Origin of the sequence: Rubrobacter tropicus (assembly GCF_011492945.1) — a bacterium.
GTDB lineage: Bacteria > Actinomycetota > Rubrobacteria > Rubrobacterales > Rubrobacteraceae > Rubrobacter_D > Rubrobacter_D tropicus.
The window spans coordinates 4,033,712-4,059,667 of the sequence record NZ_CP045119.1 but is presented as its reverse complement, the minus strand read 5'-3'; the positions used below and the strand labels follow the sequence as shown (position 1 = coordinate 4,059,667).

Annotated in this window: 26 protein-coding genes, 1 tRNA gene and 3 pseudogenes; 23 read left to right on the top strand and 7 right to left on the bottom strand. The window is 68.4% G+C overall.

Annotated features, from left to right (window positions below; translation table 11 throughout):
• Window positions 1-20 precede the first annotated feature (20 nt).
• The 3 genes and pseudogenes from GBA63_RS23805 (at window position 21) to GBA63_RS20265 (ending at window position 1,647) form a co-directional block, all read left to right on the top strand.
• Window positions 21-625, top strand: a pseudogene (locus tag GBA63_RS23805) (sulfite oxidase-like oxidoreductase).
• A 1-nt stretch (window position 626) separates the two neighbouring features.
• Window positions 627-1,378: pseudogene (locus GBA63_RS20270) on the top strand (ferredoxin reductase).
• Between the two features lie 5 nt (window positions 1,379-1,383).
• Complete coding sequence (locus tag GBA63_RS20265; protein ID WP_166179098.1) at window positions 1,384-1,647, top strand: DUF6510 family protein; 264 nt, start codon at window positions 1,384-1,386, stop codon at window positions 1,645-1,647.
• A gap of 19 nt (window positions 1,648-1,666) precedes the next feature.
• Here the strand turns inward: GBA63_RS20265 and GBA63_RS20260 are convergent, their stop codons facing one another.
• Complete coding sequence (locus GBA63_RS20260; RefSeq protein WP_207956947.1) at window positions 1,667-2,245, bottom strand: TetR/AcrR family transcriptional regulator; 579 nt, start codon at window positions 2,243-2,245, stop codon at window positions 1,667-1,669.
• A gap of 214 nt (window positions 2,246-2,459) precedes the next feature.
• Here GBA63_RS20260 and GBA63_RS20255 point away from each other — a divergent pair, with 214 nt between their 5' ends.
• The 12 genes from GBA63_RS20255 (at window position 2,460) to GBA63_RS20200 (ending at window position 12,203) form a co-directional block, all read left to right on the top strand.
• The gene (locus GBA63_RS20255) at window positions 2,460-3,236 is read left to right on the top strand and encodes an SDR family NAD(P)-dependent oxidoreductase (RefSeq protein ID WP_166179096.1); all 777 of its coding nucleotides are present in this window, start codon (window positions 2,460-2,462) and stop codon (window positions 3,234-3,236) included.
• A 180-nt stretch (window positions 3,237-3,416) separates the two neighbouring features.
• The gene (locus tag GBA63_RS20250) at window positions 3,417-4,268 is read left to right on the top strand and encodes an alpha/beta fold hydrolase (protein WP_166179094.1); all 852 of its coding nucleotides are present in this window, start codon (window positions 3,417-3,419) and stop codon (window positions 4,266-4,268) included.
• A gap of 2 nt (window positions 4,269-4,270) precedes the next feature.
• Window positions 4,271-5,638, top strand: a complete 1,368-nt coding sequence (locus GBA63_RS20245; RefSeq protein WP_228282634.1) for a serine hydrolase — start codon at window positions 4,271-4,273, stop codon at window positions 5,636-5,638.
• A complete protein-coding gene (locus GBA63_RS20240) occupies window positions 5,635-6,477 on the top strand; it encodes an alpha/beta fold hydrolase (protein ID WP_166179092.1) in 843 nt (280 codons plus the stop codon). The genes GBA63_RS20245 and GBA63_RS20240 overlap by 4 nt, the downstream gene beginning before the upstream one ends.
• The gene (locus GBA63_RS20235; protein ID WP_207956945.1) at window positions 6,474-6,812 is read left to right on the top strand and encodes a cupin domain-containing protein; all 339 of its coding nucleotides are present in this window, start codon (window positions 6,474-6,476) and stop codon (window positions 6,810-6,812) included. Before GBA63_RS20240 ends, GBA63_RS20235 begins: the two co-directional genes overlap by 4 nt.
• A 28-nt stretch (window positions 6,813-6,840) precedes the next feature.
• Window positions 6,841-7,395 (top strand): dihydrofolate reductase family protein, encoded by a 555-nt coding sequence (locus tag GBA63_RS20230; RefSeq protein WP_166179090.1) that lies wholly within the window; start codon window positions 6,841-6,843, stop codon window positions 7,393-7,395.
• A gap of 97 nt (window positions 7,396-7,492) precedes the next feature.
• On the top strand, window positions 7,493-7,945 hold the full coding sequence (locus GBA63_RS20225; protein WP_166179088.1) for a pyridoxamine 5'-phosphate oxidase family protein: 453 nt from the start codon (window positions 7,493-7,495) through the stop codon (window positions 7,943-7,945).
• Window positions 7,946-7,985: 40 nt separating this feature from the next.
• Entirely contained in the window at window positions 7,986-8,519 is a 534-nt protein-coding gene (locus tag GBA63_RS20220) for a pyridoxamine 5'-phosphate oxidase family protein (RefSeq protein WP_166179086.1), read from the top strand.
• A gap of 24 nt (window positions 8,520-8,543) precedes the next feature.
• A complete protein-coding gene (locus GBA63_RS20215; RefSeq protein ID WP_166179084.1) occupies window positions 8,544-8,957 on the top strand; it encodes a VOC family protein in 414 nt (137 codons plus the stop codon).
• Between the two features lie 21 nt (window positions 8,958-8,978).
• Window positions 8,979-9,599, top strand: coding sequence for a dihydrofolate reductase family protein (locus GBA63_RS20210; protein ID WP_207956944.1), 621 nt, complete (start codon window positions 8,979-8,981; stop codon window positions 9,597-9,599).
• Between the two features lie 178 nt (window positions 9,600-9,777).
• Complete coding sequence (locus GBA63_RS20205; protein ID WP_166179082.1) at window positions 9,778-11,220, top strand: MFS transporter; 1,443 nt, start codon at window positions 9,778-9,780, stop codon at window positions 11,218-11,220.
• Between the two features lie 245 nt (window positions 11,221-11,465).
• On the top strand, window positions 11,466-12,203 hold the full coding sequence (locus GBA63_RS20200) for a methyltransferase family protein (RefSeq protein ID WP_166179080.1): 738 nt from the start codon (window positions 11,466-11,468) through the stop codon (window positions 12,201-12,203).
• Between the two features lie 260 nt (window positions 12,204-12,463).
• On the opposite strand, the pseudogene GBA63_RS20195 reads toward GBA63_RS20200, so the two are convergent.
• The 4 genes and pseudogenes from GBA63_RS20195 to GBA63_RS20180 form a co-directional block, all read right to left on the bottom strand.
• Window positions 12,464-13,467 (bottom strand): annotated as a pseudogene (locus GBA63_RS20195) (SDR family oxidoreductase).
• Window positions 13,468-13,492: 25 nt separating this feature from the next.
• A complete protein-coding gene (locus GBA63_RS20190; protein ID WP_166179078.1) occupies window positions 13,493-14,362 on the bottom strand; it encodes an alpha/beta fold hydrolase in 870 nt (289 codons plus the stop codon).
• Window positions 14,363-14,774: 412 nt separating this feature from the next.
• Window positions 14,775-15,620 (bottom strand): hypothetical protein, encoded by an 846-nt coding sequence (locus GBA63_RS20185; RefSeq protein WP_166179076.1) that lies wholly within the window; start codon window positions 15,618-15,620, stop codon window positions 14,775-14,777.
• A 242-nt stretch (window positions 15,621-15,862) separates the two neighbouring features.
• On the bottom strand, window positions 15,863-16,546 hold the full coding sequence (locus tag GBA63_RS20180; protein ID WP_166179074.1) for a class I SAM-dependent methyltransferase: 684 nt from the start codon (window positions 16,544-16,546) through the stop codon (window positions 15,863-15,865).
• A 121-nt stretch (window positions 16,547-16,667) separates the two neighbouring features.
• Here GBA63_RS20180 and GBA63_RS20175 point away from each other — a divergent pair, with 121 nt between their 5' ends.
• The 4 genes from GBA63_RS20175 (at window position 16,668) to GBA63_RS20160 (ending at window position 19,042) form a co-directional block, all read left to right on the top strand.
• Complete coding sequence (locus GBA63_RS20175; protein WP_166179072.1) at window positions 16,668-17,042, top strand: VOC family protein; 375 nt, start codon at window positions 16,668-16,670, stop codon at window positions 17,040-17,042.
• A 154-nt stretch (window positions 17,043-17,196) separates the two neighbouring features.
• Window positions 17,197-17,754 carry a LemA family protein gene (locus tag GBA63_RS20170; protein ID WP_166179070.1) on the top strand — a complete coding sequence of 186 codons (558 nt, stop codon included), beginning with the start codon at window positions 17,197-17,199 and terminating at the stop codon, window positions 17,752-17,754.
• Between the two features lie 215 nt (window positions 17,755-17,969).
• Window positions 17,970-18,920 carry a M48 family metallopeptidase gene (locus GBA63_RS20165; RefSeq protein WP_166179068.1) on the top strand — a complete coding sequence of 317 codons (951 nt, stop codon included), beginning with the start codon at window positions 17,970-17,972 and terminating at the stop codon, window positions 18,918-18,920.
• 51 nt (window positions 18,921-18,971) lie between these two features.
• Window positions 18,972-19,042, top strand: a tRNA-Gln gene (locus tag GBA63_RS20160).
• Window positions 19,043-19,428: 386 nt separating this feature from the next.
• On the opposite strand, the gene GBA63_RS24110 is transcribed toward GBA63_RS20160, so the two are convergent.
• Window positions 19,429-19,551 (bottom strand): hypothetical protein, encoded by a 123-nt coding sequence (locus GBA63_RS24110; RefSeq protein ID WP_266096285.1) that lies wholly within the window; start codon window positions 19,549-19,551, stop codon window positions 19,429-19,431.
• Window positions 19,552-19,860: 309 nt separating this feature from the next.
• Between GBA63_RS24110 and GBA63_RS20155 the strand changes: the two genes are divergently transcribed.
• Window positions 19,861-21,114: an MFS transporter gene (locus GBA63_RS20155; RefSeq protein WP_166179066.1), complete on the top strand. Its 1,254-nt coding sequence runs from the start codon at window positions 19,861-19,863 to the stop codon at window positions 21,112-21,114.
• A gap of 14 nt (window positions 21,115-21,128) precedes the next feature.
• Here the strand turns inward: GBA63_RS20155 and GBA63_RS20150 are convergent, their stop codons facing one another.
• A complete protein-coding gene (locus GBA63_RS20150; RefSeq protein WP_166179064.1) occupies window positions 21,129-22,277 on the bottom strand; it encodes a glycine amidinotransferase in 1,149 nt (382 codons plus the stop codon).
• Between the two features lie 238 nt (window positions 22,278-22,515).
• On the opposite strand from GBA63_RS20150, the gene GBA63_RS20145 reads away from it, so the two are divergent.
• The 3 genes from GBA63_RS20145 to GBA63_RS20135 are packed head-to-tail and all read left to right on the top strand — an operon-like array spanning window position 22,516 to window position 25,951.
• Window positions 22,516-22,860, top strand: a complete 345-nt coding sequence (locus tag GBA63_RS20145) for a chorismate mutase (RefSeq protein ID WP_166179062.1) — start codon at window positions 22,516-22,518, stop codon at window positions 22,858-22,860.
• On the top strand, window positions 22,857-24,992 hold the full coding sequence (gene pabB / locus GBA63_RS20140) for an aminodeoxychorismate synthase component I (protein WP_166179060.1): 2,136 nt from the start codon (window positions 22,857-22,859) through the stop codon (window positions 24,990-24,992). The genes GBA63_RS20145 and pabB overlap by 4 nt, the downstream gene beginning before the upstream one ends.
• Window positions 24,989-25,951 carry a prephenate dehydrogenase dimerization domain-containing protein gene (locus GBA63_RS20135; RefSeq protein WP_166179058.1) on the top strand — a complete coding sequence of 321 codons (963 nt, stop codon included), beginning with the start codon at window positions 24,989-24,991 and terminating at the stop codon, window positions 25,949-25,951. The genes pabB and GBA63_RS20135 overlap by 4 nt, the downstream gene beginning before the upstream one ends.
• Window positions 25,952-25,956 lie beyond the last annotated feature (5 nt).

Sequence of the window (25,956 nt, the reverse complement as noted above, 5' to 3'; positions counted from 1 at the left end):
AGAACGAGGAGGTTCAGAGCATGGTCGAGGGATTCTTCTCCAGGGGCTTCAGGGGGCGCCGCGGAGACCAGGACACGACGCTGCCCCCGGGCCAGTACCTGGAGGACGGCTTCCCGGTCCTCTCCGCGGGGCCCACGCCCCGCACCCCGCTCTCGGAGTGGGACTTCTCCGTCGTCGGGGAGGTGGACGAGCCGAAGCGGTGGACGTGGGAGGAGTTCAGGGCGCTGCCCTCCGAGGGGATCACCGCGGACATCCACTGCGTCACAAAATGGTCCAAGCTAGGCACGCGCTGGGAGGGCGTCTCGGTGGACACGCTGCTGGAAGGGGCGGAGACGGCCGCCGAGTACGTCACGGCCTACTGCGACGGCGACTACACCACCAACCTGCCCCTGGAGGAGGTGACGGGGGCAGGGCGTGGGTCGCTTTTGCCTACGACGGCGAGCCCCTGGAGCCCGAGCACGGCGGGCCGGCCCGCCTCCTGGTCCCTCACCTGTACTTCTGGAAGAGCGCCAAGTGGGTGAGGGGGTTGCGGCTAACCGCCCACGACGTCCCCGGCTTCTGGGAATCCCTGGGCTACCACAACCACGGCGACCCCTGGCGCGAGCAGCGCTACTGGGGGGACTAGCGTGGCGGCCGCCCAGCCGCGCGGGATCTCCTGGCGCCTCGCGCGAGTCGTCGACGTCGTGCCCGAGACCCCGAGGACCAAGAGCCTGGTGCTCGAAGTCCCGGGGTGGGAGGGCCACAGGGCCGGCCAGCACGTGGACGTGAGGCTCACCGCGCCCGACGGCTACCGGGCCCAGAGGAGCTACTCCATAGCCTCCGCCCCGAGGACGGCGGGAGGCTCGTGCTGACGGTCGACCGCCTGGAGGACGGCGAGGTCTCGCCCTACCTCACGGACGTGCTCGTGGCGGGGGACAGGCTGGAGCTGAGGGGCCCCGTCGGGGGCTACTTCGTCTGGGAGGCCGCGAGCGGCGGGCCGCTGTTGCTGGTCGGCGGCGGTTCCGGCGTGGTGCCGCTGATGGCCATGATCCGTCACAGGGCGGCCGTCGGCGGCGACGTGCCGACCCGCTTGCTACTCTCCTCCCGCTCCTACGAAGACATCATCTACCGCAAGGAGCTGGAGAGCCTGGCGGCCCGGGACGGTTCGCTGCAGATCATTCACACCCTTACCCGCTCCACGCCGGAGGGTTGGGCCGGCTACGACAGGCGGATCGACGCCGGGATGCTCTCCGAGGTGGCGTGGCCCCCGGAGGAGCGCCCGCTAGCCTTCGTGTGCGGCCCCACGCCGCTCGTGGAAGAAGTGGGGACCGCGCTCGTCGGCCTGGGACACGCACCCGCGCGCGTCAGGACCGAACGCTTCGGAGCAACGGGAGGTTAGGAATCGTGGACGAACTACTCAGGCTGGACGGGAACGCCGCGGCGGGCGTGCTCGGGGAGGTCTTCTCCTTCGAGGCGACCACCGCCGAGTACGCCTGCGGCGGCTGCGGCAGGGCGGGCACGCTCGGGGGCGCGGTCGTCTACGAGGTGAGGGAGATGGGCGTGATCGTCCGCTGCCCGGGTTGCGACAACGCCCTCATCCGGCTGGCCCACAACCGCAATCGCCACGTGGTCGACCTGAGGGGAACTACCTCCTTCACGACCGGGTAGCGGGCCGGACTCCCGGCGTCTACAGGCCCCGCTCGACCATGTCGATCAGGCGCTGCCCGGCGTTGTGCGCCGTGGCCTCGTCTAGACCGCGCAGGGGCCCGTCGATGAGGAGCATGGCGAGACCATGCACCGCGGACCAGGCCAGAAACTCCGCGCCCGTACGACGCCCGGGGGGCAGTACACCCGCCTCGACGAGCTCGTCCAGGGCCGCGCCCAGCAGTTGGAAAGGGGTCAGCCCGCCCTCCCCGGCCCTGGCCGGGCTTGCCGCGCTCCGCAGGTTGTCCGACGCTGAGAAGGCCGTCCGGAACAGGCCCGGCTCGGACCGGGCGAACCGCAGGTAGCCGGTCCCGACGCCGCGCAGGCCCGCGCGCGCGGCCTCGGCGGGGTCCTTCCCGCGCGGCAGACCGGCCAACTCATCTTCTATCGCCACGGCCAGCGCCGACTGGGCGGCCGAGCAGACCGCGTCCAGAAGCGCCCGCCGGTCGGCGAAGTGCCGGTACGCGGCGCTCGGCGCCACGCCCACCCGCCGGGTCGCCTCGCGCAGCACCACCGCGTCCGGCCCGCCCTCGCGCGCAAGCTCCGTACCCGCCTCCACCAACGCGCGACGCAGATCCCCGTGACGGTATGTCTTGCGTCTCGGCGGACCGGTTTCGGGGCTCTTTATGGCCCCCCCAAACAGGCGCCGCTCTTTGCCCGCGCCGGCGTAAATCTCCTATTGTGAACACCGTACACGCGCCGTATTCTACCCCTGTGTCATTGTGAACGCTGTACACAAACCCAGTTTATCCGGGGTGAGGGATGGGAGAACGGGGATGTTGCTAGAGGGCAAGAACGCCGTGGTTTACGGTGGGGGAGGGGCGATAGGCGGGGCCGTCGCCCGTGCCTTCGCCGGCGAGGGGGCGCGCGTCTTCCTCGCCGGCCGCACGCTGGCGAAGCTCGACGAGGTGGCTGGTGAGATCCGCTCGAACGGCGGTGTGGCCGAGACCGCTGTTGTGGACGCGCTCGACGAGCGGGCCGTCGAGGAGCACGCCGGGGCCGTGGTCGAGGAGGCCGGGGGCATCGACGTCTCCTTCAACGCCATCTCGATCAGGGACGTGCAGCTGGTCCCGTTCGTCGAGATATCTCGCGGGGATTTTATGAGCCCGATCCTGACCGGCACGACCACCCATTTTCTGACGGCGCGGGCTGCGGGGCGGCGCATGGCCGAGAGGGGATCGGGCGTGATCCTGACGCTCTCATCCTCAGCCGTTCGCGGGTTCGTGCCCGGGGTCCGCCTTGGGGGATTCGGGATCGCGGGCACGGCCATCGAGGCCCTCACGAAGCTGCTGGCGGCCGAGCTCGGCCCGCAAGGCGTCCGTGCCGTGTGCCTGCGGTCGGAGGGGATACCGGAGAGCTGGAAGGACGCCTCGACCGAGGACTGGTCCGCCCCTACCGCCGAGATCGAGGCCCACATAAAGGCCCGTTCTTTGCTTGGGCGGACGACGACGCTCGCCGACGTCGGCAACGCGGCGGCGTTTCTGGCATCCGACCGGGCCGCCGCCACGACCGGGACCGTCTTCAACCTGACCAGCGGCACGGTCGTCGACTAGCTGCCCGTAAGGAGGACCATCTGCCGTGAAGACATACGTCTTGATCCCTGGCGTCGGGGGAGGTTCCTGGTACTGGCACCTATTGGAGGCCGGTGGAGAATTCTTCGTTTTCCGTGACCAGCTGGCGGAACCGGGCGCCCGGATGAACGCGCCGACAATCTGGAATCAGACGAGGTTTGCATGAACCAGTCCCGCACGGGCACGTTAAAGGTTCCGGGCGCGACGCTTTACTACGAGGTGCGCGGCGCCGGCCCCGTGTTGCTGATGATCCCGGGCGGTCCGGCGGACGCCGGCGGGTTCGCGCCCATCAGGGACATCCTCTCCGACCGGTACACGGTGGTCACCTACGATCCCCGGGGGTTGTCCCGCAGCCCGTTGGATGGCGATGCTCTGGACGTAACGGTCCGGACGTTCGCCGACGACGCGCACCGGCTGCTCGCGTCGTTCGGGACCGGACCGGCGTGCGTGCTCGGCGACAGCGGCGGCGCCCTGGTCGGCATCGAACTGGCAGTCCGGCACCCGGAGCAGGTGCGGGCGCTGGTCGCCCACGAGCCGCCCCTCACCCGCCTGCTCGAAGACGCCGACGAGCACGCCAGGTTCGCGCGGGAGGTCTACGACACTTATCTGGCAGAGGGGACAGGTCCCGCGATGCAGAAGTTCCTCGCCTCCGCCGGATTGCCCCTGGACCCGCCCGAGGCGCCCGGCGGGCCGACGCCGGAGATGGCCGAGGCGATGGCCCGGATGCAGGGGAACATGGACTACTTCCTCGGGCACATGTGGTTACCGCTCGGCGACTACGCGCCGGATATTCATCGGCTGCGGACGCGGCAGATCGCGGTGGCCGTGGGGGAGGCTTCGGAGGGGCAACTCGCCCACCGTGCGGCACTGGCCCTGGCCGGGCGGCTGGGGAAGAGACCCGCCGTCCTGCCCGGCGGGCATTCCGGGATCGGGAGCCAACCCGAGGTCTTCGCCTGGCGGCTGCACGAGATACTGGCGTCAACCGGGGCCCCGGAAGAAGGGACACCGTTTTGAGAATGCTTCAACAGCAGGTCCAGGAAGCCATAGACGGGCTGGTCGAGTCTGGAGCAGAGAGGGGCCTGCAGGTAGCCGTCTACCGGCGCGGCGAGCAGGTGGTCGAGGCCACAGCGGGCGTCGCCGACCCGGAGACCGGACGCCCCGTCGCCCCGGACACGCCGTTCTACGCCTACTCGACCGGAAAGGGCGCGACCGCGACCGTGGCGCACGTGCTCGTGGAGCGCGGCGCGTTCGATTACGAAACGAAAATCGCGGAGCTGTGGCCCGAGTTTGGAGCCCACGGCAAGGAGGCCGCGACCGTGCGCCACGCGCTGACGCACACGGTCGGCGTGCCCGGCATACCGGCCGGCACCACGCCGGAGGACCTGTGCGACTGGGATGGGATGTGCGCCGCGATCGCCGACTCGGAGCCCTGGTGGGAGCCGGGGACCAGGACCGCCTACCACGCCTACACGTTCGGCTACATCGTCGGCGAGATCGTGCGCCGGTCCACCGGTAAGCCGATCTCGCAGGTACTGTGGGAGGACGTGGCCGAACCGCTGGGCGTAGCAGACGAACTCTACTTCGGCGTTCCAGAATCCGAGCTCGGCCGGTTGGCGCGGCTGGAGGACGCCGAAGGCAGCGCGGAGTTCCTCGCCGCGATGCCGGACGACTCCCCGTTCTTCAAGTGGGGTCCGCGCGCTACCGTCCCGACCGCCGAGTTCGGCAACCGCCCCGACGTGCTGATGGCCGACATCCCCGCCGGCGGCAAGACGTCCGCCCGCGCCATCGCGCGCATGTACGCCGCGTTGATGGATGAGGTGAACGGCGTGCGGCTCCTCACGCCCGCAAGGCTGCGCGAGGTCTCCGCCGCGGCGTTCAGCGGCGTCGACGAGATCATGGGAAACCCGGTCTCGTGGGCGCTCGGCTACGCCCTCGGACGCCCCGGGGGCGACCCGGAAGGGCCTTCGACCTCGTTCGGGATGGGCGGGGTCGGTGGAAGCTACGCGTACGCCGACCCCGAAATCGGGGTGGCGTTCGCGCTGACGAAGAACAGGCTCACCCCGGACTTCGGCGCCGCTGAGAGAGTCGCGCGGCTCGTGGCGGATGCGATCGGCGAGGGAGGCGGTTCGCGCGGGGAGAGCGATGAGCCAGAGAGCGACCTTCCGGACGGGCTGGGCAGGCCGGCACGACGGGCGCTCGTCGGGGCCGGATACTCGCGGCTAGATCAGTTCGCCTCCGTCAGCGAGGCCGAGGTCCTCCGGCTGCACGGGATGGGTCCCAAGGCGTTAGGCCGGCTCCGCCGCGCCCTCGACGCCAGAGGTCTGTCGTTCGCCGACGGCGAGGCTTCCAACACAGCTACCGAACCCCGAAAGGAGTCCCGATGAAAAACGCGGACCACCAGGCAGGATACGCCCCCGTAAACGGGCTCGAAATGTACTACGAGATCCACGGCACGGGCGAACCGCTGGTCCTGCTCCACGGCGCTTACATGACGGTCGACGCCATGGGAGAGATCTTGCCCGGCCTGGCCGAGACCCGTCGGGTGATCGCCGTCGAGCTGCAAGGGCACGGCCGCACCGCCGACGTCGATCGTCCCATCACCTACGAGCAGATGGCCGACGACGTGGCGGCCCTGCTGCGGCATCTGGGTACCGAAAAGGCCGACGTCTTCGGCTTTAGCATGGGGGGCGGCGTCGCGCTGCAGCTCGCCATCCGACACCCCGGCCTGGTGCGCAAGCTGGTGATCGCCTCGGCCTCCTACACGAGCGAAGGCATGCAGCCCGGGTTGCACGAGATGCTCCCGAGCATCACGCCCGAGATGTTCGCCGGGTCCCCGATCGAGGCGGCCTACAAAGAGGTCGCGCCGAACCCCGGAGATTTTCCCACGTTGGTCGAGAAGCTCAAGAGGCTGGATATAACGCCCTTCTCCTGGCCGGCCGAAGACGTGCGGAGGATCGAGGCCCCCGCCATGATCGTCGTCGGAGACGCCGACGCGATCCGCCTCGAACACGCCGTCGAGATGTTCCGGCTGCTCGGCGGCGGCGCCATGGGGGATCTGGCCGGGTTCTCCAAATCCCGACTCGTGGTGCTCCCCGGAACCGCCCACTTCGTCCCCCCCGGCAGCGGGGTCCTGGACCGCGCCGGGTGGCTGCTCCCGATGGTCGGCGGGTTCCTCGACGCGCCCGTGCCGGAGACCGGGCCGGACGCGGGGAGCGGGGCGTGACGCGCGTCCTCGACGAGGCGGACCTTGCACGAGGCGAAACCGCCCGCGAGTTCCAGGGTCACCAATACGATGCCAGGGTGTCCTTCATGGTGATCGACGCGCCGCCGGGAAGCGGCCCGAAGCTGCACAGGCATCCCTACGAAGAGGTCTTCGTGGTGCAAGAGGGCGTCGTCACGTTCACGGCTGGAGACGAGGTCGTCGAGGCGTCGGGCGGGCAGGTCGTGGTAGTTCCGGCCGGCGTCCCCCACAAGTTCGTCAACTCCGGCACGGGACCGCTGCGGCAGATAGACATCCACCCGGCCGGCCGGTTCGTCACCGAGTGGCTGGAGGACTGACGTGCAGGCTCGAAAGGGGGAGGTCCCTGTGGGTAGGGTACTGCTGGACATGGCCATGACGCTCGACGGTTTCGTCGCCGGTCCGAACGACGAAGACGGGGGGCTCCACGACTGGTTCTTCTCGCCCGCGGGCGTCGAGGCCGTGGACGAATCGGTGAGGAACACGGGGGCGATCCTGGTGGGCAGGCGAACCTACGACCTGGGAGACAGGATGAACGGGTTCGCGCACAGCCCGTACAGGGTGGAGCATTTCGTGCTCACCCACGATCTCCCGGAGAGGATCGCCAGAGGGGAGATGAAATTCACCTTCGTCACCGAAGGTATCGAGAGTGCCGTCGAGAGGGCTAAGGTGGCGGCCGGAGACAGGAACGTCGCAGTGGGGGGCGGTGCGAGCATCGCCGGGCAGTGCCTGGAGGCCGGGCTCGTCGACGAGATACAGGTCCATCTGGTGCCCGTGGTGCTCGGGGAAGGCATCCGGCTGTTCGACCTTCCGGGTGTTGGAAAGATCGAGCTGGAGAAGACCAGGGTGATCGACGCCCCCGGCGTGACGCACCTGATGTACCGCATCGTGAAGGGGGATTGACGTGGGGAAAGTGGTGCGCCGGGCGCTCGACGAGGGCCCCGACCGGGAAAGCACGTAGGGCCGATCCCTGACCAGACCATCTATCCGAGGAGGGTCTATGCCGAGACAGATGACCGAACAGGAGCGCCAAGAGTTCCTGTCCGAACCTCATGTAGCCGTGTTGAGTGTCGCCAGAGGCGGCGACCGGCCGCCGCACACCACCCCGGTCTGGTACGCCTACGAGCCCGGCGGGGAGGTCACCTTCTTCACCGGTACGCAGGGCCGGAAGTCCAGGAAGGCCGGCCTCGTGCACGACGCGGGGACGTTGAGCCTGACGGTCCAGCGGGAGGAGTTCCCTTACGGGTACGTCACGGTCGAGGGGACGGTGGTCGGGGAGGAGAGGCCGCCGTCGTTCGACCGGGCGCTCACCGTCGCCCGCCGGTACATGCCCGAGGAGGCGGCCAGGGGGTTCGTCGAGGCGGAGTTCGGGCACCCGGCCTCCGAGTTCGTGCTCTTCACGGTCCGCCCCGACCGATGGCTCACCTTCGACTTCGCCGACGAGGCGGGGTAGGCGCGGACGTGCCCGCGAATCGTCGAACAAAGGAGTGGAGATGGCGAACAGGCAGCCCGTGACCGAGTTGGACGCGCGGTTCAGCAGCGAAGACGCGACCCCGAAGGCGTGGCAGGAGGGACGCCGGCAACTGGAAGGGGCCGAGGTGTACTGGCTCTCGACGGTGCGCCCGGATGGGAGCCCCCACGTCACGCCGCTGTTGGCCGCCTGGCTCGACGGCGCGCTCTACTTCTGCACGGGCCCGGACGAACGCAAGGCGAAGAACCTGGCGCGGAACCCCCGCTGCGCCGTCACGACCGGGTGCAACGAGCTCGGCGAGGGCCTCGACGTCGTGGTCGAGGGCGACGCGGTGAGGACGACCGATGACGAGAAGCTTCGACGCGTGGCCGGCGCCTACCTCTCCAAATACGGCGAAGACTGGCGCTTCGCGGTGCCCGGCGGCGCCTTCTACCACGACGCGGGATCTCTGGACGGGGAGGACCCGGGCGCGGCCTGGGTGTACGAGGTGGCGCCGAAGACCGTCTTCGGCTTCGGCAAGGGCGGGCCGTTCAGCCAGACCCGCTGGCGTTTCTAGCAGGCGAACGAAAGGAGGACGGAAGTGGAGTGGAAGATAGAGGTGGTGACGGTCCCTGTCTCGGACCAGGACCGCGCCATAGACTTCTACGCCGGAAAGGTCGGGTTCGCGGTGGACATAGATTTCAGGGTTAGCGACGAGGTCCGCCTAGTTCAGATGACCCCTCCCGGCTCGGCGTGCTCGATCCACCTCGCGACACCGGGGATGGGCATGGAGACGGGCTCGCTCTCCGGCGTGTTCCTCGTGGTCCCGGACGTACGCGCCGCCCACGCGGAACTCACCGCGCGGGGCGTGGAGGCCGGTGAGGTGCAAATCTTCGACGACGGTGCGTACCGCCAGGCCCGCGAGGGAGAGTCCCTCGACAACGTGGGATGCGTCTTCTTCAGCGATCCGGACGGCAACCGCTGGTGCGTGCAACAGATACCAGCCCGCGGTTGAGCGATCGAAAGGAGAACGAGCGTGGGGAAAGTCTCTACGGGGCTCACGATGTCGCTAGACGGCTTCATCGCCGGGCCGAACGATAGTCCCGAACTGCCCCTCGGCGAGGGCGGCGAGCGGCTCTTCGAGTGGTACTCCAGCGGCGAGACCGAATACGAACTGCCGGGTACCGACATGGTGTTCAAGATCTCGCCGCAGAGCGCCGATCTCCTCCGGGAGGTAGAGAGAACGATGGGGGCGTTCGTGACGGGACGCAGGACTTTCGACATCGCCAACGGGTGGGGCGGCAGACCCCCCTTAGGCGTGCCGACCTTCGTCGTCACCCACACGGTCCCCGAGGAGTGGGCCGGCGAAGGATCTCCGTTCACGTTCGTCACGGACGGGGTCGAGGGCGCCGTCGAGCAGGCGAAGAGGGCCGCGGGGGACAGGGGCGTGGCCGTGGGCGCCGCGAGCATCGCGCAGCAGTGCATCGAGGCCGGGCTGCTCGACGAGATCCACGTCAACCTGGTCCCCGTCCTGCTCGGAGGGGGCGTCCGGCTGTTCGAGCACCTGGGGACCGCGCCCATCCGGCTGGAGGGCCCGAGGGTCGTGGAAGCCCCGGGCGTCACGCACCTCACGTTCCACGTCGTGAAAGAAGGCTGAGGGTGCCCCATACTCGGTAGACGACGGGACGGCCATCGAGGCCCTGGATCGAGTCGGAGAAGCCGCCCTGCGGGTCCGCATCTCCACCCGATAATCCATCTTTTGGACGAGGGGATCGGCGCGGCGATGGCCTATAACTACCCGGAGAGTCAAACGACTTCGAAGGACATTACATAGCATGGCGGAGGAGAACGTGATCGAACCCGAACAAAAAGCCTACCGGAAGCGGCGTCCGACGGGCCGGCGGTGGCTGGCCCTTTACCTGGTGTGCGCGGCGCAGCTCATGCTCGTACTCGACGGCACCATCGTGAACGTCGCGCTGCCCGCCATCCAGGGCTCCTTGGGTTTCTCGGAGGCCGGGCTCTCGTGGGTGGTCAACGCGTACCTGCTCACCTTCGGCGGCTTCCTGCTTTTGGGCGGCAGGGCCGGCGACCTGTTCGGGCGCAGGCGGGTCTTCGTCTTCGGGCTGGCCCTCTTTACCTTCGCCTCCCTGCTCTGCGGGTTCGCGGGCTCCCAGGTGCTGCTCGTCGCCGCGAGGGCCTTGCAGGGGATAGGCGGCGCTATCATCGCCCCGGCCGCGCTCTCGATCATCATCACCACTTTCAAGGAGCCCGAGTCGAGGGCGAAGGCCATGGGCATCTGGGCCTTCGTCGTCTCGGGCGGGGCCTCCATAGGCGTCCTGCTCGGCGGCGTGCTGACGCAGACGATGGGGTGGCCCTGGATCTTCTTCGTCAACGGTCCCGTGGGGCTCGTCGCCCTGGCGCTCTGCGGCCCCCTGCTGGAACCGGACCCGAAGCCAGAGACGCGTGGCGGCTTCGACCTGCCGGGCGCGTTCCTCGTCACCGCCTCCATCGTGACGGCCGTCTACGCCATCGTCGGGGCCGCCCAGAACCCGCCGGCCCTCACCACCCTCCTCCTCCTGCTCTCCGCGGCGCTCATGGTCTCGTTCGTCGCCGTCGAGCGGCGGAGCAAGGCGCCGCTGGTGCCGCCCGGCGTCTTCTCCCGTTCGCGCAACCTCGCCGTGAGCAACGTGGTCATGGCGCTCGCCGTCGTCGGGATGGTCGGGTGGTTCTTCTTCAGCGCACTGTACTTGCAGAGGGTTCTCGGCTACGACTCCCTCGCGACTGGGATCGCCTACCTGCCCGCGACGGTAGCCCTCGGGGTCATCTCCCAGGGTCCCGCGGCGTGGGCGGTCAACCGCTTCGGCATCAAGCCGACGATAGGCTCGGGCCTGGGCCTGATGGGCCTGGGACTCCTGCTCTTCGCCAGGACGCCGGTCGACGGTGGCTTCCTGCTCGACGTCCTGCCGGGGATGCTCGTGCTCGGGGTCGGGGCGGCGTTCGGGTTCATGGCCGTGATCCTGGCCTCCACGGCCGGCGTCCCGGAACACGAAGCGGGCCTGGCCTCGGGCCTGGTGAACACCTCCCAGCAGATGGGCGGCGCCTTGGGCCTCGCCGCGCTCGCCGCCATCGCGGCCCTCGTAACGGGCGGCGCCGGTTCCAGCGCCGCCCTCAACTCCGGCTACCACGCCGCCTTCCTCGCCGGCGCGGGCTGCGTCATCCTCGGCGCCGCCATCGCCCTCGTCCTGCTCCGTCTGCCCAAAGACGCCGGCCCGCGATGACCCGGCGCCCGACCCGCGACGTCAGCGATCAGCCCGCTCCGGCTCCGCCTTCGCTCTCAGCCTTAGTCCGGGCCGAAGCGTTCGGGGCCGTCGGAGAGAAGCTCCCGCGCGACGGGGTCGGGTCATCGGCGGACAAAGCTGACGGGCTGAGAGCGAGGGCCGTAGGCCCGAAGCGTGCCGAGAGCGGAGGCCATAGGCCGCAGCGCGCTGACAAGCTCGCGAAGCGAGCGTGCTAACATGCCCGCGTGGAGGTGAGGGTCGGAGCTGGCGGCGAGCGGCACGTGGTGCCCGCAGTGTCGTGGGCCGCTTCGTTCGCGGTTTGCGTGGTCGGGGATGCGTTGCTTGGGCGGTGGGTCTTGTTGCCGCTGTTCGTGGCGGCGTTTTACGGGGGCATGATCGTCATAGATTTGGTGACGTATCCGGTGCTCTCGTTCTGGCGGGGATGGCTCAGGCGACGGGGTCTCTTGGCGTGGTATCTGGTCGAGGTCGTCGGGCTCTGGGGCGGGACCACGGTGTTGCTCTTCGTGCTCTCGCCTTGGTGGCTCGGTTGGGGCTGGGACGGGGCGCTGTTGGTTAGGGTGATCGGCGCGATCCTGGCCCTCGTCTCCGTATTGGTCGGGACGTGGGCCGTGGCGAAGATGGGGTGGGCACGGCTGCTCTTCGCCGGGGCTCTCTTCCCGCCTGGAGCCGGTGCCGAGGAGAATAACGTCCCGCAGAGGCTCGTCCTCGAAGGGCCGTACAGGTATGTGAGGAATCCCCTCTACGACACGGACTTCGCCCTGATCCTGGGCTCGGCGCTCCTCACCTCGAACTGGTTCCTCGTCCTTCTCGCCGCCCTCTACGCAGCCCAACTCGCCCTCCAACTCCCCCTCGAAGAACGCGAGTTGCGCCAGCGTTTCGGCCAACCCTACCGCCGCTACTGCGAGGTCGTGCCGCGCTTCGTCCCGAGGCTCCGGCCCGTGGACCGGCAGGAACTCGAGTAGGAAGGTTTCCGCCCCTAAAGACCTGAGAACCCGGATGCCTGCTCGCGGTAGGCTCGATACCTCCGCAAACCGCTCTCACAGCGGCTTGCAGAAAGGATGACCCCGAAGGTCCAGGCTTCAGCCATCAGCAAAAACCTCAAAAACCCAGAACCTCAAAGCCTTGCGCCTCCGAGTACCTCGACCTAGCAGATTATCCTCCCGTCCAGCAAGAGGCTCAAAGTTTATGAAAGCCGCTGTCAGACAGCTGACCTTCTGGGACCCTACGACCTCGCGCGCAGCAAGGCCAGCGCGCCCAATGCCGCTCCAGCGACCGCGACACCCTTCGCCGCCGGACGCATCTCTAGCCAGGTATAGAGGCTACTGGGGTGGGCGCGGTCGCCGAAGGAGCCTTCGACCGCCTCGTAGCCCCCCAGGGAGTCGTAGAGGTTGTCCGGAGCGTCCTCGGGCTTGGGCTCATCCGTGTAGTGGACCTCAAAGCCCCCCTCTCCATCAAGGCGTCCAGCAGCCGGGGTGAGAGGCGCTGGCCCAGGATCATGGCCTTTGCGGCGCCCCCGACCACGATATCGCGGGCCGGGTGCTCTGCGGCGTGGAGGATGGCGCCGGCGACGATGCCGGGCGCGTAGATCGGGGGCGGGGCGACCGGTTTGACCCCCAGCTTGGTGCGGGCCTTATCGAAGAACGGCGTGTTGGTCGTGGCGGGCTCTATGCTGGTGACGTTGATCGGCAGCCCCTCGTGCCCGAGCTCGACGCGCAGGGCGCCCAGGAAACCGTCTATGCCGTGTTTGGAGGCGCAGTAGGCGCTCTGGAGCGGGACCGAGCGCTTCGCCCCCATGGAGGACATGTGTATGAGGGCGCCCCGTCCCTCGCGCTTTATGTGGGGCAGCGCCGCCATCGCTCCGTGGGCCTGTCCCACGAGGTTGACGTCTATGACGCGCCGGAACTCCTCCGGCGTGGTGTCCTCGAAGGCGGCGAACAGCCCGACGCCGGCTATGTGCACCCAGGTGTCGAGCCTGCCATACTCCTCCACCGCGCGGTCCGCCACCGCCTTGACCTGGTCGAACTCGGCCGCGTCGGCGACTACGGCCGTCGCCTCGCCGCCGCCGGCCCGGATCTGCTCCGCCAACGAGTGAAGCCCCGGCTCTCCCCTGGCCGCGACGACGACCTTCGCGCCCCGCCCGGCGAAGCGGAGGGCCGCCTCCCGGCCTATGCCGCTCGAAGCCCCCATCACGACTACTACCTGTTCCCGCAACGGCTTTAGTGTCATCTTCTCTCCCTACGTGGACGTGGTCTTAGCGGAGCTCGGGATCGCGGGTCTCTTCATCCCCCAGAAACCCGTCGAGCGCCCGCACGAAACGGTCCGGCCATTCGACTTGGGGCAGGTGGCCGCAATCGGGAATGATCTCGATCGAACCCTCCGGCAGGCGCGCTAGCGCGGCCCGCGCCTGCGAGACGGGGAGGATGCGGTCGCGCTCCCCCCACACGAGGAGCGTCGGCATCGTCAGGCGGGGGAGCTCGTCGAGCAGCACCTCCCGCTGCCCGAGGGGGTCGAGTTCTGCGCGCAGGGCGGCGAGCTGGGCCGCCAAAAAGCCGGGCATCCGCGCCAGCCGGTACTGCTCGGAGATCCACGCTTTGGGGGCGCGGCCGGGGCGCGCGAACAGGAGCCGCGCCCGTGACCGTGCCCTCTGGGCGGCGCCGGCCTTCGTCCCGGCCCATCCTGTCGCCAGGTCGCCGTAGCCGGGTATGATGAGCGAGGACAGACCCAGGTTTACGGCTCGCCCCAGGCCGGAACTGGCGACGAGGACGAGCGACCCCACGCGCGAGGGCTCAGAGAGGGCCAGGCGCAGGGCTACGAGCCCCCCCAGCGAGCTGCCGACCACGGCGGCCCGCCCCACCCCCACGGCGTCGAGGAACGAGGCGGCGAAGCGCTCCAGGAAAGCGGGGGAGTAGTCGGCGGCGGGCTTCGCGTTTTCGCCGGAGCCCGGCAGGTCGGGCGCGTAGACCCTGCGCGAGCGAGCGAGGGCCGGCAACGTCCAGGACCAGTCGAAGGCGCTCTCGCCGTCTCCGTGGAGCAGCACCAGGGGCGGGCCGGCGCCCGCGGCGAAGTAGCGGGTGGTCATCCCCCCGACCTCGATGGTGTGTTCCTCGATGGAAGCGCTCACCCCTCGCCGCCGAACGCCCCTACGGGTTCGCGGCCGGAAGGCGGAGCGGCGATCCGGGCCGGGCGCGACGACTCGAAACGCCCCGACGGGCCAAGAATCGCTCTCGCGCTTCCTGAGCTTCTCGACGACGTCGCGCTTCTCCTCGTCCCCGGCCGGCCCCCCGGAACCTTGCGGCCGGGAAGAGGCGTCCCACTTCCGGTCTTTGGCGAGTTCGTCTCCGGCCCTGGCCTCCGCCTCGTTCCTCTTGCGCTGCTCCAGCGGTTTATGCCCATGCGCTCTCGCCTCCTTCTACGGAGATACACGTCTTGTATGCCCATGGGCGAGGAATAACGAACCCTCCGGACTCCAACTGTTCGCTGGGAGCAGGGTCCTTCCTGCTCCCGCGTTCGTTGTCCGGGGATTCTTGAAACGGCTAGTCCCTGCTGGCGTCTGTTGGCCGGCCTATGGGGTCGCGGCTCCTGCCCCCGAGCAGGCCCCCGAACATGGACGCCAGCGCCGAGAGCAGCAGCCCGAAGAAGGCGCCTATGGCCCCGGTCTGCAGGGCCTGCTCGGCCTCCTGGGGGCTGACGTTGGGCGCGGCCCCCTGGGCGCTCTGGGCCGCGCCGCTCAGGGCGCCGGGCCCGACCTGGCCCGCCACGTTGCCCAGGGCGCCGAAGAGCTGCCCCAACCCGAGCGCCGAGAGCAGCAGGATCAGCACCGTGCCCAAGGCCCACACCATGAAGCCGTTCAACAGGCCCGAGCCGGGGCCCCTGATGGCGCTCGTCATACCGGCCACGGCGCCGCCGGTGAAGAAGGCGAACAGGCCAATAAGACCGGGCACCCAGCCACCGCCGCCGTCGGAGCCGGGCCCGACGTCTACCAGGCCGAGCCCGATGGCGAGGAGCTGCAGCAAGAGGAAGGTGGTGAGCGCCGTGATCAGGCCCGCCCAGATCGGCCCCCAGCGGATGCTGTCTCGTCGGGCCGAGGCCAGGTCTTCACCGCCGCCACCGTGGTCGCCACTGTACCGCCGCACCCCGGCGCCCGAGCCGCCGGTGCCCGTGGACCCGCGGGAGACGAGGACCTCTTCCTCGTGCCTCCGGCCATCCGTCGGCCCGGAGGCGGGGATATTCGGCCCGAGGTTTTCGGCCCTGGACCGGCCCTCGCCGGGGACCGAGCTTCCCGCCCGGTGCGTCTCCACGGCGTCCGGGTCGTTGCCGTGCGTCCGGGCCCTCCCCGGCTCCACCGGCCTGCCCCCGTCCGCGTCTCTTCCTCTGTCCATGTTCTCTCCTTCTAGGATCTCCAGGCGCGACTTTCCGCCGCACACGGCCTTATGGTCGCCCCCCGCGGCGCCGGATGCCTGCACATATCGGCCCATTGTGCGCGACAAAGTCCCGAAAGAGACCTCCCCGTGTGGAGGTCGTGCCCGGCTCCTTCGGGTCGATCAGCGCTCTCGCACGCGTCGGGACGCCGAGGCGGACGGGGCAGGCGCGGCGGCGTTCCGGCCCCGCCGTAGTTTGTAGCCTATCCCCTCGCCAGGACTATTAGGTGATCGCTCTCGGCGGTGAACGGTTCCGCCTCGAACCCGCCGTAGACGGCCTCGACGTCCAAGCCCACGAGGCGCAGCATCAAGAGCAGTTCGTCGCGGTTGGTGATCCTTATCGTCAGGTCGTGCGCGCGTCGGGTGATCAGCGCGCCCGAGGGTTTATAGAGTTCGTAGAAGAGGCGCATCTCCATGAGTTGGGTGGCCGCGTCGTAGCGCGAGAGGGAGAAGCGGTCGAGCCGGCCGCCGTCCGGGAAGTCCCTGGTGAAGTCGTGACGGATGGCGGGGCCGCCGGGCGGGTCCACGAGCTCCTCCGGGGAGAGGGCCGAGACCTCGATGCCGAGCAGGCCTCCGGGCTCCAGGTGCTCTCGCGCGTTGCGAAGGAAAGACAGCGCATCATCCACGGAGAGCAGGCAGAGAAAGGAATTGAAGGCGCAGATGGCGAGGCCGTGCCGGCGATCAAGCCTCGCCGTTCGCATGTCGCCGACTACCCAACTGGCGGAGGCGTCTTTCTCCCTGGCCCTCTCGACCATCGTCCCGGATGCTTCGACAGCGGTCACCTCGTGGCCCGCGACGGCGAGGGGGACGGCTATGCGGCCGGTTCCGGCGCCCCACTCGACGACGGGACCGGGTTCGCGGTCTGCGAGGGCGAGCCAGAAGGGCACGTCATGGTCGTGGACGTACTCGAGATCGTAGAGGTCGGCTAGAGGATCGTATCCTGGCAGGGCGGCTCCTTTCGGCTTTCATGATAGCCTGCGGGCGGAGAACAGTTCTGGAGGAGACGAGATGATAGATGCCCTGGATCACGTCCAGGTGGCGATGCCCGCCGGCAGGGAAGAAAAGGCACGCGAGTTCTACTCCGGCCTGCTCGGCTTGCGGGAGCTGGAGAAACCCGCGGCGCTCGCGGCCCGCGGCGGTGCGTGGTTCGCCCTTCCGGACGGGCGGCAACTGCACCTCGGGGTGGAGGAGCCTTACCGGGCGAGCAGGAAGGCGCACCCGGCTTTCGTCGTCCCCGCCCTCGAAGAGTTGGCCCGCAAGCTGGAGGCTGTGGGGCTGGCCGTCCGGTGGGATGACGACCTCGCGCCGCGGCGCAGATTCTACGGGGAAGACCCGTTTGGGAACAGGTTGGAGTTCTTGGAACCGGAGGCTTTGAGGCGTTGAGGCATCAAGGTTTTGAGGGGTGGGAGCTCGGGACCCCTCTTTGTACAGTAACCCCAAGACCTAGAACCCCAAAACCCCAGAACCTCGAACCCGAAAGCATCCAACCGCGTGGATATATAATGGTCGTCGTAGGCACTCGTTTCGGAGGTCCTGGATGGGCGTAACGGCGATCATCTTGATAATCGTGCTGGTGGTGGTCGTGGTGTTCGCGGTCGTCACCTACAACGGGCTCGTGCGGCGCAAGAACGACACCGAGGAAGCGTACCGGCAGATAGACGTCCAGCTAAAGCGGCGCTACGACCTGATCCCAAACCTCCTCGAAGGCGTGAAGAAGTACTTCCGCCAGGAGCAGGAAGTCCTGACACAGGTTACCCAGGCCCGCTCCCGTGCCATGCAGCCCCAGGGCGTCGGCGAACAGGCCCAGTCAGAAGCGCGGCTCTCGGGGGCCATAGGCAACCTCTTCGCGGTGGCCGAGAGTTACCCCGAGCTCCGCTCCGACCGGGTGCTAGTGGACTTCCAGGAAGAGCTGTCTTCCACGGAGAACAAGATCTCCTTCGCCAGGCAGCACTACAACGACTCGGTCGGCTCCTACAACACCAAGATACAGAGCTTCCCGGCCGTGATCTTCGCGAGGGCCATGGGTTTCACCGAGAAGGAGTACTTCGAGGCCCAGGGGCCCGAGCGGGAGTCCGTCACGGTCTCCTACGATTAGAGCGAGGCCTCCTGTGACTTTAAGCCACGGGCGAAGAGAGACGGACGCCGGGCGGGTCGAGGAACCCCTTTCCGAGAGGTTTCGGGCATCAGGCATCAGGCATCAGGGGTGCGTGTTCGGGACCCTGCTCCGCCAACCACCCCTGATACCTGAGAGCCTCCGAAGGAGGCGACCTGCAGCCTGTAGCCTTCTCCGCGAGAGAACGTAGGGCACGGATGGCCGGACCAGCCCAGGGGACCTTCCGGGACAGGATCGGCGTCAACCGGCGCAACAGCCTGTTTTTGATCCTGGCCTTCTTCGTCTTCGTCCTCGTGCTCGGCTACGTCATAGGCTACGCCTGGCTCGGCGACCCGAGAAGCGCCATCTTCGGCCTCGTCCTGGCCTTCGTCGTCGGCACCATCGCCGGCCTCGTCTCCTACTTCGCCGGCGACAAAATGGTGCTCGCGGCATCCAGGGCAAAGGAGATCACGCACGAAGACGCCCCCCAGCTCTTCAACGTGGTGGAGGAGATGTCCATAGCCGGCGGCCTCCCGATGCCGAAGGTCTACATCATCCAGGACTCGGCCCCCAACGCCTTCGCCACCGGCCGCGACCCCGAGCACGCCTCCGTAGCCGTCACCAGCGGGCTTCTCGAAAAGCTCGATCGGGACGAGCTTCAGGGCGTCGTGGCCCACGAGATGGCCCACGTCGGCAACTACGACATCCGCTACGCCATGCTCGTCGGCATCCTGGTGGGGACCACGGTCCTCATCTCGGACTTCTTTTTGCGCGGCCTCTGGTTCGGGGGCGGCCGCAGCCGCGAGGGCGGCGGCTACGTGCAGATAATTATGGTGGTAGTTGCCATAGTCCTCGCCATCCTGGCCCCCCTCTTCGCCCGCCTCCTCCAGATGTCCATAAGCCGCCAGCGCGAGTACCTCGCGGACGCGACCGCCGTCAGGCTCACCCGCAACCCCGACGGCCTCGCCGACGCTTTGCAAAAGATCAGCGGCGATAGAGAAGTATTGGAGGTCGCCAACCGGGCTACGGCCCACCTCTACATCGTCAACCCCATCAAGCGCTTCGAGAAGCGGGCGAAGGGCCTCTTCTCCACCCACCCGCCGATAGGGGAGAGGATCAAGATCCTACGCGCCATGGAGACCGGCGGCACCGCAGAAAGCATCGGCTAAACGCCTCGACGCAAAGCGGACTACGCGTTACAATACGCCCCGCTGTATTTTTGCCGGATGGTGTAACGGCAGCACGAGTGACTCTGAATCACTTAGTCCAGGTTCGAATCCTGGTCCGGCAGCCCCGCTTAGGCCCCATTCTACGGGGCTTTCTCTTTTGGGCGCTGATCCCGGACCCTCGTGGACCCGCCTCGACACGCGCCGGGTTATGGTCGCGGTTATGGTCAAAACTATGGTCGGATTCTGAATGATCGCTGCCCCACGTTTCAAGAGCCTCGGTATCGTGAGTCCACCTCGCTCACGACATCTTAGAAGGCAACACGGACGTTGCTACCGCTTATGAACCAAGGGCAAGGCAGTTTGCCTTGCGGGGATGGTTGCACGGCTCAATGCATCAGATCGCGCTCGACCGCCCTGAATCTTCATGAACCTTTGTAACGTCGGCCCGCTGAGAACTCAGCCGGTAGCCTCTTTAGGGCTCAAGAGGTCTTAAATCTCGCATAACAACTCAGGAAGTCGGCGTGTCGTTGGTGACCATCGAGTTGTCTTCAAGGCCGACTCGAACATCGTTGTAGCCGAAGAACGGGAGCTCGCGACCGTGGGAGCCTAACAGGGTGGTGCGGGCCTTCAAAACGCCTCCTACACACACCTCGGTCTGGCCCACCGGGCCTCTGGTAGCAGACCGGGGTCACAACTCCTGCTACCTCCCCTCGCCCCTTGCGCGTCACCGTCCGTCGGCGCGCTCCTAGCTAATCGTAAGCTCGAGACGCTCGGCTTCGTCTACGTCGGGGAGCCCAGGCCGGTTGCCTGTTGCTCGCGGGACGGTACCCTATGGTAGTTGACGGGTGACGGTCCACCGCGCCGCTCGAGATCCTCGTGCGTCCGGGGGGGTGCCGTCAGTAGGACCGTACGAGTCCGTAAAGGCGAGGAGGGCGCCGCGATGCAAGCCTACCGTTACCTGCTGGCTTTGCCAGGGGCCCCCGCCATGGTGGCGGCCGGGTTTCTGGGTCGGCTTCCCATGTCCATGCGCTCGTTGGGGTGCCTGCTGATGGTTTCTGCCCTGACCGGCTCCTACGCGTTGGCCGGCGCCGCGGTCGCGGCCTTCACACTCACCCAGGCCGCATTCTCGCCGGCTCTGGGCCGTTTGGCGGACAATCGGGGCCAAGGCTTGGTGATCCTCGCGTCCCTGGTGGTGCATGTTTGCGGGGTCCTCGGGCTCGTCTTTCTCACGCGGCAGGAAGCGCCGGCCTGGGCGCTCTTGGTAGCCGCGGCGGTCGTCGGCGCCTCCGCGCTGTCTCTGGGACCCCTCGTGCGTGCACGGTGGACCGCACTCGTGAAGAAGGCGGCTCAGGACGACCCGGATCAGCCACCGGACGCGTCGGCAGGCACGCCGGGCCTAAGCACGGCCTACGCTTTGGAGTCCGTGCTCGACGAGGTCATATACGTCGCCGGGCCCGCGCTGGTCACCGCGCTCGCGGTGGGCGTGGCCCCCGAGGCGGGCCTGCTCGGCGCCCTGGTGCTGGTAACCGTCGGCTCGCTCGCTCTCGCCGCCCAGAAAAGCACGGAGCCGACGGTTGCCCGGCGGTCGGATACGCGCGGGGCCGCGCACCTAGTAGGCGGAGTGGTACGAGAACGGGGGATGTGGGTTGTGGTGGCCGTCTTTGCCGCCTTCGGCGCTTTCCTGGCCGCCGTGGACATCGGGGTGGTCGCCTTCGCTAGGGAGCAGGGCTCGCCCGCCGCCGCAGGGCTACTTCTGGCGCTCGTGGGCGCCGGCAGCCTGGTCTCGGGCCTCGCCTACGGCGCCCTGCCGGCGGGCGTGGGACCCGGGCCGCGCTTCCTCCTGTCGACGCTCGTGCTCGTTGTCGGGGCCGTCCCGCTCTGCCTCGCAAACTCGGTTGCCCTCATGGCGCCCTGCGCCGCTGTCGCGGGCCTGGCCATCTCGCCGACCCTGATCTCCGGCTACATGCTGGTGGAGTCCCTGGTCCCGCCCGAGAGCCTCACGGAGAGCTTCGCCTGGATCTCGAGCGCCATCGCGGTGGGCACCGCCGCGGGCGCCGCCGCAGGCGGCCCCCTCGCGGACTCCGCGGGCGCCCTGGGTACTTTCCTGCTCTCGGCGGGGGCCGCGGCCGCGGCCCTGCTAATCAACCTGGCGGGTCGGCGGTCCCTGCGCGCCGCCGCGGGGGCGGGGGGGTAGGCCCCGGCCCTGTGTCACCCCGAGAAGTAGTCCTCCAGCCCGCCGCGGCGCCTGACGTCGAGGGTCATGCAGTGGAAGCCGCCGCCCACTATCCGGCCGTGCCTCCAGCTGCAGGGGATCGGGCTGAAGCCGGCTTTATCTAGGTCCCTGATGAGCGCCGCCTGCGAGTCCTGCACGACGACGCGTTCTTCGTCCAACGACAGCACGTTCATGCCGAGTCCCGGCGACGCCAGGATCGGCCTGCCCCCGTAGGTCCCGGGCTCGAGGTCCTCCTCCGGCGGCGCGTAGCGGACGATCTCCCAGTCCCTGAGGAAGGGCGGCAGGAGGTGCTCCTCTATCTCCCGGTGCAGCAGCAACGTCCCCGGCCTCAGCGGGAGCATCCTCGCGTCCGCGTGGTGGTCCGTTATGTTGATCTCGTGCACCCGGTAGTCATCGCCCAGCTGGCGCTGGAGCCACCTCATGCCCATGCGATGGTTCTCCGTCGAGCAGTTGAACAGGAGGTCGCGCCCCAGCCTGAGCACCTGGGCGCCGTCGAACATGATCTCGTAGAAGGGCTCCTCGGGCAGCGGGTCGTCGTAGCCTTCCCCGCGCACGTAGCCGAAGTCGAAGTTTTCCTCCAGCAGTCGCGACCTCGGCGCGACGGTCCACTTCGCCCCCCGGTTGAAGTACTCGACGAGGAGCCTCTTGTAGAGGTTCGACTCGAGGTAGCGGCTGCGGACCATCGGAGCGGTCTCGATGACCTCGTTACCGATTACCAGCAGCATGTCGCGGGGCATCACCGAGTGCCCGGAGCTGCTCGTCCAGTCGGGCGTGCGGAACTCTTGCGCCGCGGACGGGATCTCGGGCCTCCTGACCGCCACATCCTCCCTTTCGAGCAGCGAGATGAACTCGGCCAGGTCCTCCTCGAGCTCCGCCCGGACCCGCTTCTCCAGCTCCGAATCCGCCGAGATCACCCAGGGCCCGCGCCCGTTGGGGTTCAGGCCGCTCCTCAGATTCCCGAAGAAAAAGACGCGAAAGCTGACGTCGTTCTGGTAATCGAGGTGGAAAGGCGCCCCCACGATCACCTCCTCCAGCGGGGCCCACCCATTGTGCGAGTTGACCACCGCGGTGGCGTCGGCCCGTGCGGTGGCGTCGACGCGCTGCGGATCTTCTCCAAACAGCATACATGCCCCCCATGCCCGCCGGCGCGAGACCGTCCCGTCCAGCCGGGCTCCGTTTGCGGCGTACCCCCCGAGCATATATCATCGTGCCCAGCTACGCCACAACTGAGGGTCCCCGTCCGGCTACCGTGAGGAGGGAACAGCTTGTGGGACCGATGCTTCCCCGACGCGGCCAAGGGCCTAAAACGCCCCGAGGAGGCACCAGGACAGGCGTTTGAGTGCAACGCACACGGGAGGGGAGATGACCGAGGAGCACAAAGCCACCGGCTTAGAGGAGCTTCGCGCGCAACTGGACGAGATCGACGAGAGGATGCTGCGTTTGGTGCGCGAACGCATCCAGATGATCGTCCGAATCGCGGAACATAAGCGAGAACATGGCATACCGATGATGCAACCGCAGAGGGTCGAGTCGAAGCACGAGCGCGCGGCCACCTTCGCGGCCGCCAACGGCCTGGACCCCTCGTACCTGCGCCGGCTCTACGACCTCATCATCGAGGAGAGCTGCAGGGTCGAGGACGAGGTGATCGGGGCACGCGGCGACCACCACGGCGATGCGAGCAGACGGGATTCGGGGGCGCGGGCGTGAGGACGCTACTGATCGACAACTACGACTCCTTCACCTACAACCTCTACCAGCTGCTCGGCGAGGTGGCGGGCGAGCCGCCCGAGGTCGTGCGCAACGACGCCGAGGACTGGGCCGACCTGTCGATATCCGAGTTCGACAACGTGGTCGTCTCGCCCGGCCCGGGACGCCCCGAGAGGCGGCGCGACTTCGGCGAGAGTGCCCGCGCGGTGCTTGAGAACGAGGTTCCGGTCCTGGGCGTCTGTCTTGGCCACCAGGGGATCGGCCACCTCTTCGGGGGCGAGGTCGACTTGGCCCCCGAGGCGATGCACGGACGACTGAGCCCGGTCCACCACACGGGGCAGGATGTCTTCGCCGGCATCCCCTCGCCGTTCTCCGCGGTACGCTACCATTCGCTCGCCGTCGCGGAGCTTCCTGAGGAACTCGAACCCCTGGCCTGGACGGAAGACGGCGTCCTGATGGGTCTGCGCCACCGCTCGAGGCCGCTGTGGGGCGTGCAGTTCCATCCGGAGTCCATCTGCACCGAGCACGGCCGGCGCCTGATCGAGAACTTCCAAGACCTGACGAGACGCCACGCCGAGCCTTGCGGGACGTCGTCGCACCCGGCACCTATCGCACCAAGCCTGCCACCGCAACCGGCGCCCGAGGAGGCCGGCGCGCCGCGTTACACCCTCCGGGTGCGCAAGATCCCGTTCTTGCCCGACGCCGAGCGCCTCTACGCGGGGCTCTTCGGGGCATCCCGGTACAGTTTTTGGCTGGACAGCAGCGCCGCGATAGAAGGGCTATCGCGCTTCTCGTTCATGGGCGACGGCTCCGGCCCGCACGCGGAGTTCGTCACCTACAGCTTGGCGGAGCGGACGGTCACGATCCGGGGCCAGGGCGGCACCACCCGGCGCCGCCAAGGGTTCTTCGAGTACCTGGACGGGGCTCTCCGCCGACGCTCGGTGGCTTCGCCCGAACTCCCGTTCGAATTCGACCTGGGCTACGTGGGGTACCTCGGCTACGAGCTGAAGGCGGAGTGCGGCGGGGCCCGAGCGCACAAGTCGCCGACGCCCGACGCCGCGCTCCTATTCTCGGATCGCATGCTCGTGCTCGACCACGCCGAAGGCGCCAGCTACGCTCTGTGCCTGAGCGAGGGAGACGATCATCGGGACGCGGACAGGTGGCTGGACGAGACGTCCCGGCGGGTGCGGGCCGTTGGCGCCGCCGAGGGGTCGTCGGGAGGAACGGAAACCGTCAGCGTGGAGATCGACAACACCCAAGACCCCGTTTCGGGCACGCTCAGGCACCCGCGCGAGGCCTACCTGGGGCTGGTGGAAGAGTGCCTGCAGGAGATAAGGAACGGCGAGTCGTACGAGATCTGCCTCACGAACATGGCGTCCGCGCGCGTCGCACTGGACCCGCTGCGGACGTACGCCTGCTTGAGAAAGATAAGCCCGGTGCCCTACGGGGCGCTGCTGAGGTTCCCCGACTTGGCCGTACTGAGCGCCTCCCCCGAGCGGTTCATGACCGTCTCCGCCGGCGGGAAGGTCGAGTCGAAACCGATCAAGGGCACGCGGCCCCGCGGCGCGACGCCCGCGGAGGACGATGCGCTGAGGAAGAACCTCGCGCGCGACGAGAAAGACCGCGCCGAGAACCTCATGATCGTGGACCTGCTCCGCAACGACCTCAACTCGGTGTGCGAGGTGGGTAGCGTGCACGTCCCGAAACTGTTCGCCGTCGAATCCTACGCCACGGTCCACCAGCTGGTCTCCACCATCCGCGGCTCGCTGCGGCCCGAGGTCTCCGCCGTGGACTGCGTAAAGGCCGCCTTCCCCGGCGGGTCGATGACCGGCGCCCCGAAGATCAGGACCATGGAGATCATAGATAGGCTCGAGGCGGGCCCCCGGGGCGTGTATTCCGGCGCGCTCGGCTACTTCGCGTTGGGCGGCGCCGTGGACCTCAACATCGTCATCCGCACTATCGTCTCTACGCCGGAAGCGGTCACCTATGGAGTAGGGGGAGCCATCGTGGCGTTGTCCGAGCCGGAGGAAGAGTTCGAGGAGACCTTGGTCAAGGCGAGGGCCATGAACGCCGCCATCTCCGCCACCGCCCTGCGGCTCCTTTCGGATCCCGCGGCCGGGGAGCCGACGTGAAGGGCGTGCCGGCGGATTACGCGCGGAGCCGGGAAGAAGCGTCCCGCGAGGAGATCACGCGCTGCGTGGTGGCGGGCGGAAACGGGCAGGTCGCCCGGATGTTCGCCTCTTTGCTGGCGGGCTCGGGCGCCCGGGTGACGTCGGTGGACGTCGACGCTCCGCCGGCGGGAGAACGGATCCCGCGGGTGCGCTACGAGCGGGCGGACATCACGGCCCCCCCGGAGCGCGTCTCTCGGGAGATAGGGAAGTCCGACCTCGTCCTGCTGGCGGTGCCGGAGCGCGCCGCGCTCGCGGCCGTGGGACCGGTGGCCCGCAGCATGCGTCGCGGAGCCCTTTTGGTGGACACGCTGTCGGTGAAGAGCCGCATCGCCGCCTCGGTGCGCAAGGAGGCTCCTTCGGTAGAGGCGTTGAGCCTAGACCCCATGTTCCACCCGTCGCTCGGCATGGCCGGGCGGCCGATCGCGGTGAGCATCTTGGCGGACGGCCCCAGGGCCCAAACGATGCGCCGGCTGCTCTCTTCCTGGGGGGGCCGGGTCGTCCCGATCGGGCCGGAGGAGCACGACCGTTTGGCCTCGGCCATGCAGGTCGCGACCCACGGCGCCGTGCTGGCCTTCGGGTACGCCCTACGCGAGTTGGAAGCGGACATCGACGACCTGTGCGCGCTTGCGCCGCCGCCGCACCTCGCGATGCTCGCCGTGCTGGCCAGGATCGCCTCCGGTGCCCCGGAGGTCTACTGGGACATACAGTCGGCCAACCCGGAGGCCCCGGCCGCTCGGGCGGCACTGCTGGATGGCGTCCGTCGACTGGCGGCCCTAGCAGACGGGGACGACGAGGATGCCTTCGGTGCCTCGCTGGACGAGGTGCGCTCGCTACTGGGCGACAAACGCGCCGGCTTGGCCGACGTTTGCGCCAGGATGTTCAAGGGGATGCCGCCGGCACCCGGTCGCAACGGAGATTGAGGAAG

Bases quoted from the DNA above. Each gene is read 5' to 3' on its own strand.
- GBA63_RS20255 (WP_166179096.1), top strand. From the start codon at position 2,460: ATGTTGCTAGAGGGCAAGAACGCCGTGGTTTACGGTGGGGGAGGGGCG.
- GBA63_RS20250 (WP_166179094.1), top strand. From the start codon at position 3,417: ATGAACCAGTCCCGCACGGGCACGTTAAAGGTTCCGGGCGCGACGCTT.
- GBA63_RS20245 (WP_228282634.1), top strand. From the start codon at position 4,271: ATGCTTCAACAGCAGGTCCAGGAAGCCATAGACGGGCTGGTCGAGTCT.
- GBA63_RS20240 (WP_166179092.1), top strand. From the start codon at position 5,635: ATGAAAAACGCGGACCACCAGGCAGGATACGCCCCCGTAAACGGGCTC.
- GBA63_RS20225 (WP_166179088.1), top strand. From the start codon at position 7,493: ATGCCGAGACAGATGACCGAACAGGAGCGCCAAGAGTTCCTGTCCGAA.
- GBA63_RS20220 (WP_166179086.1), top strand. From the start codon at position 7,986: ATGGCGAACAGGCAGCCCGTGACCGAGTTGGACGCGCGGTTCAGCAGC.
- GBA63_RS20205 (WP_166179082.1), top strand. From the start codon at position 9,778: ATGGCGGAGGAGAACGTGATCGAACCCGAACAAAAAGCCTACCGGAAG.
- GBA63_RS20185 (WP_166179076.1), bottom strand. From the start codon at position 15,620: ATGGACAGAGGAAGAGACGCGGACGGGGGCAGGCCGGTGGAGCCGGGG.
- GBA63_RS20175 (WP_166179072.1), top strand. From the start codon at position 16,668: ATGATAGATGCCCTGGATCACGTCCAGGTGGCGATGCCCGCCGGCAGG.
- GBA63_RS20170 (WP_166179070.1), top strand. From the start codon at position 17,197: ATGGGCGTAACGGCGATCATCTTGATAATCGTGCTGGTGGTGGTCGTG.
- GBA63_RS20165 (WP_166179068.1), top strand. From the start codon at position 17,970: ATGGCCGGACCAGCCCAGGGGACCTTCCGGGACAGGATCGGCGTCAAC.
- GBA63_RS20155 (WP_166179066.1), top strand. From the start codon at position 19,861: ATGCAAGCCTACCGTTACCTGCTGGCTTTGCCAGGGGCCCCCGCCATG.
- GBA63_RS20150 (WP_166179064.1), bottom strand. From the start codon at position 22,277: ATGCTGTTTGGAGAAGATCCGCAGCGCGTCGACGCCACCGCACGGGCC.
- GBA63_RS20145 (WP_166179062.1), top strand. From the start codon at position 22,516: ATGACCGAGGAGCACAAAGCCACCGGCTTAGAGGAGCTTCGCGCGCAA.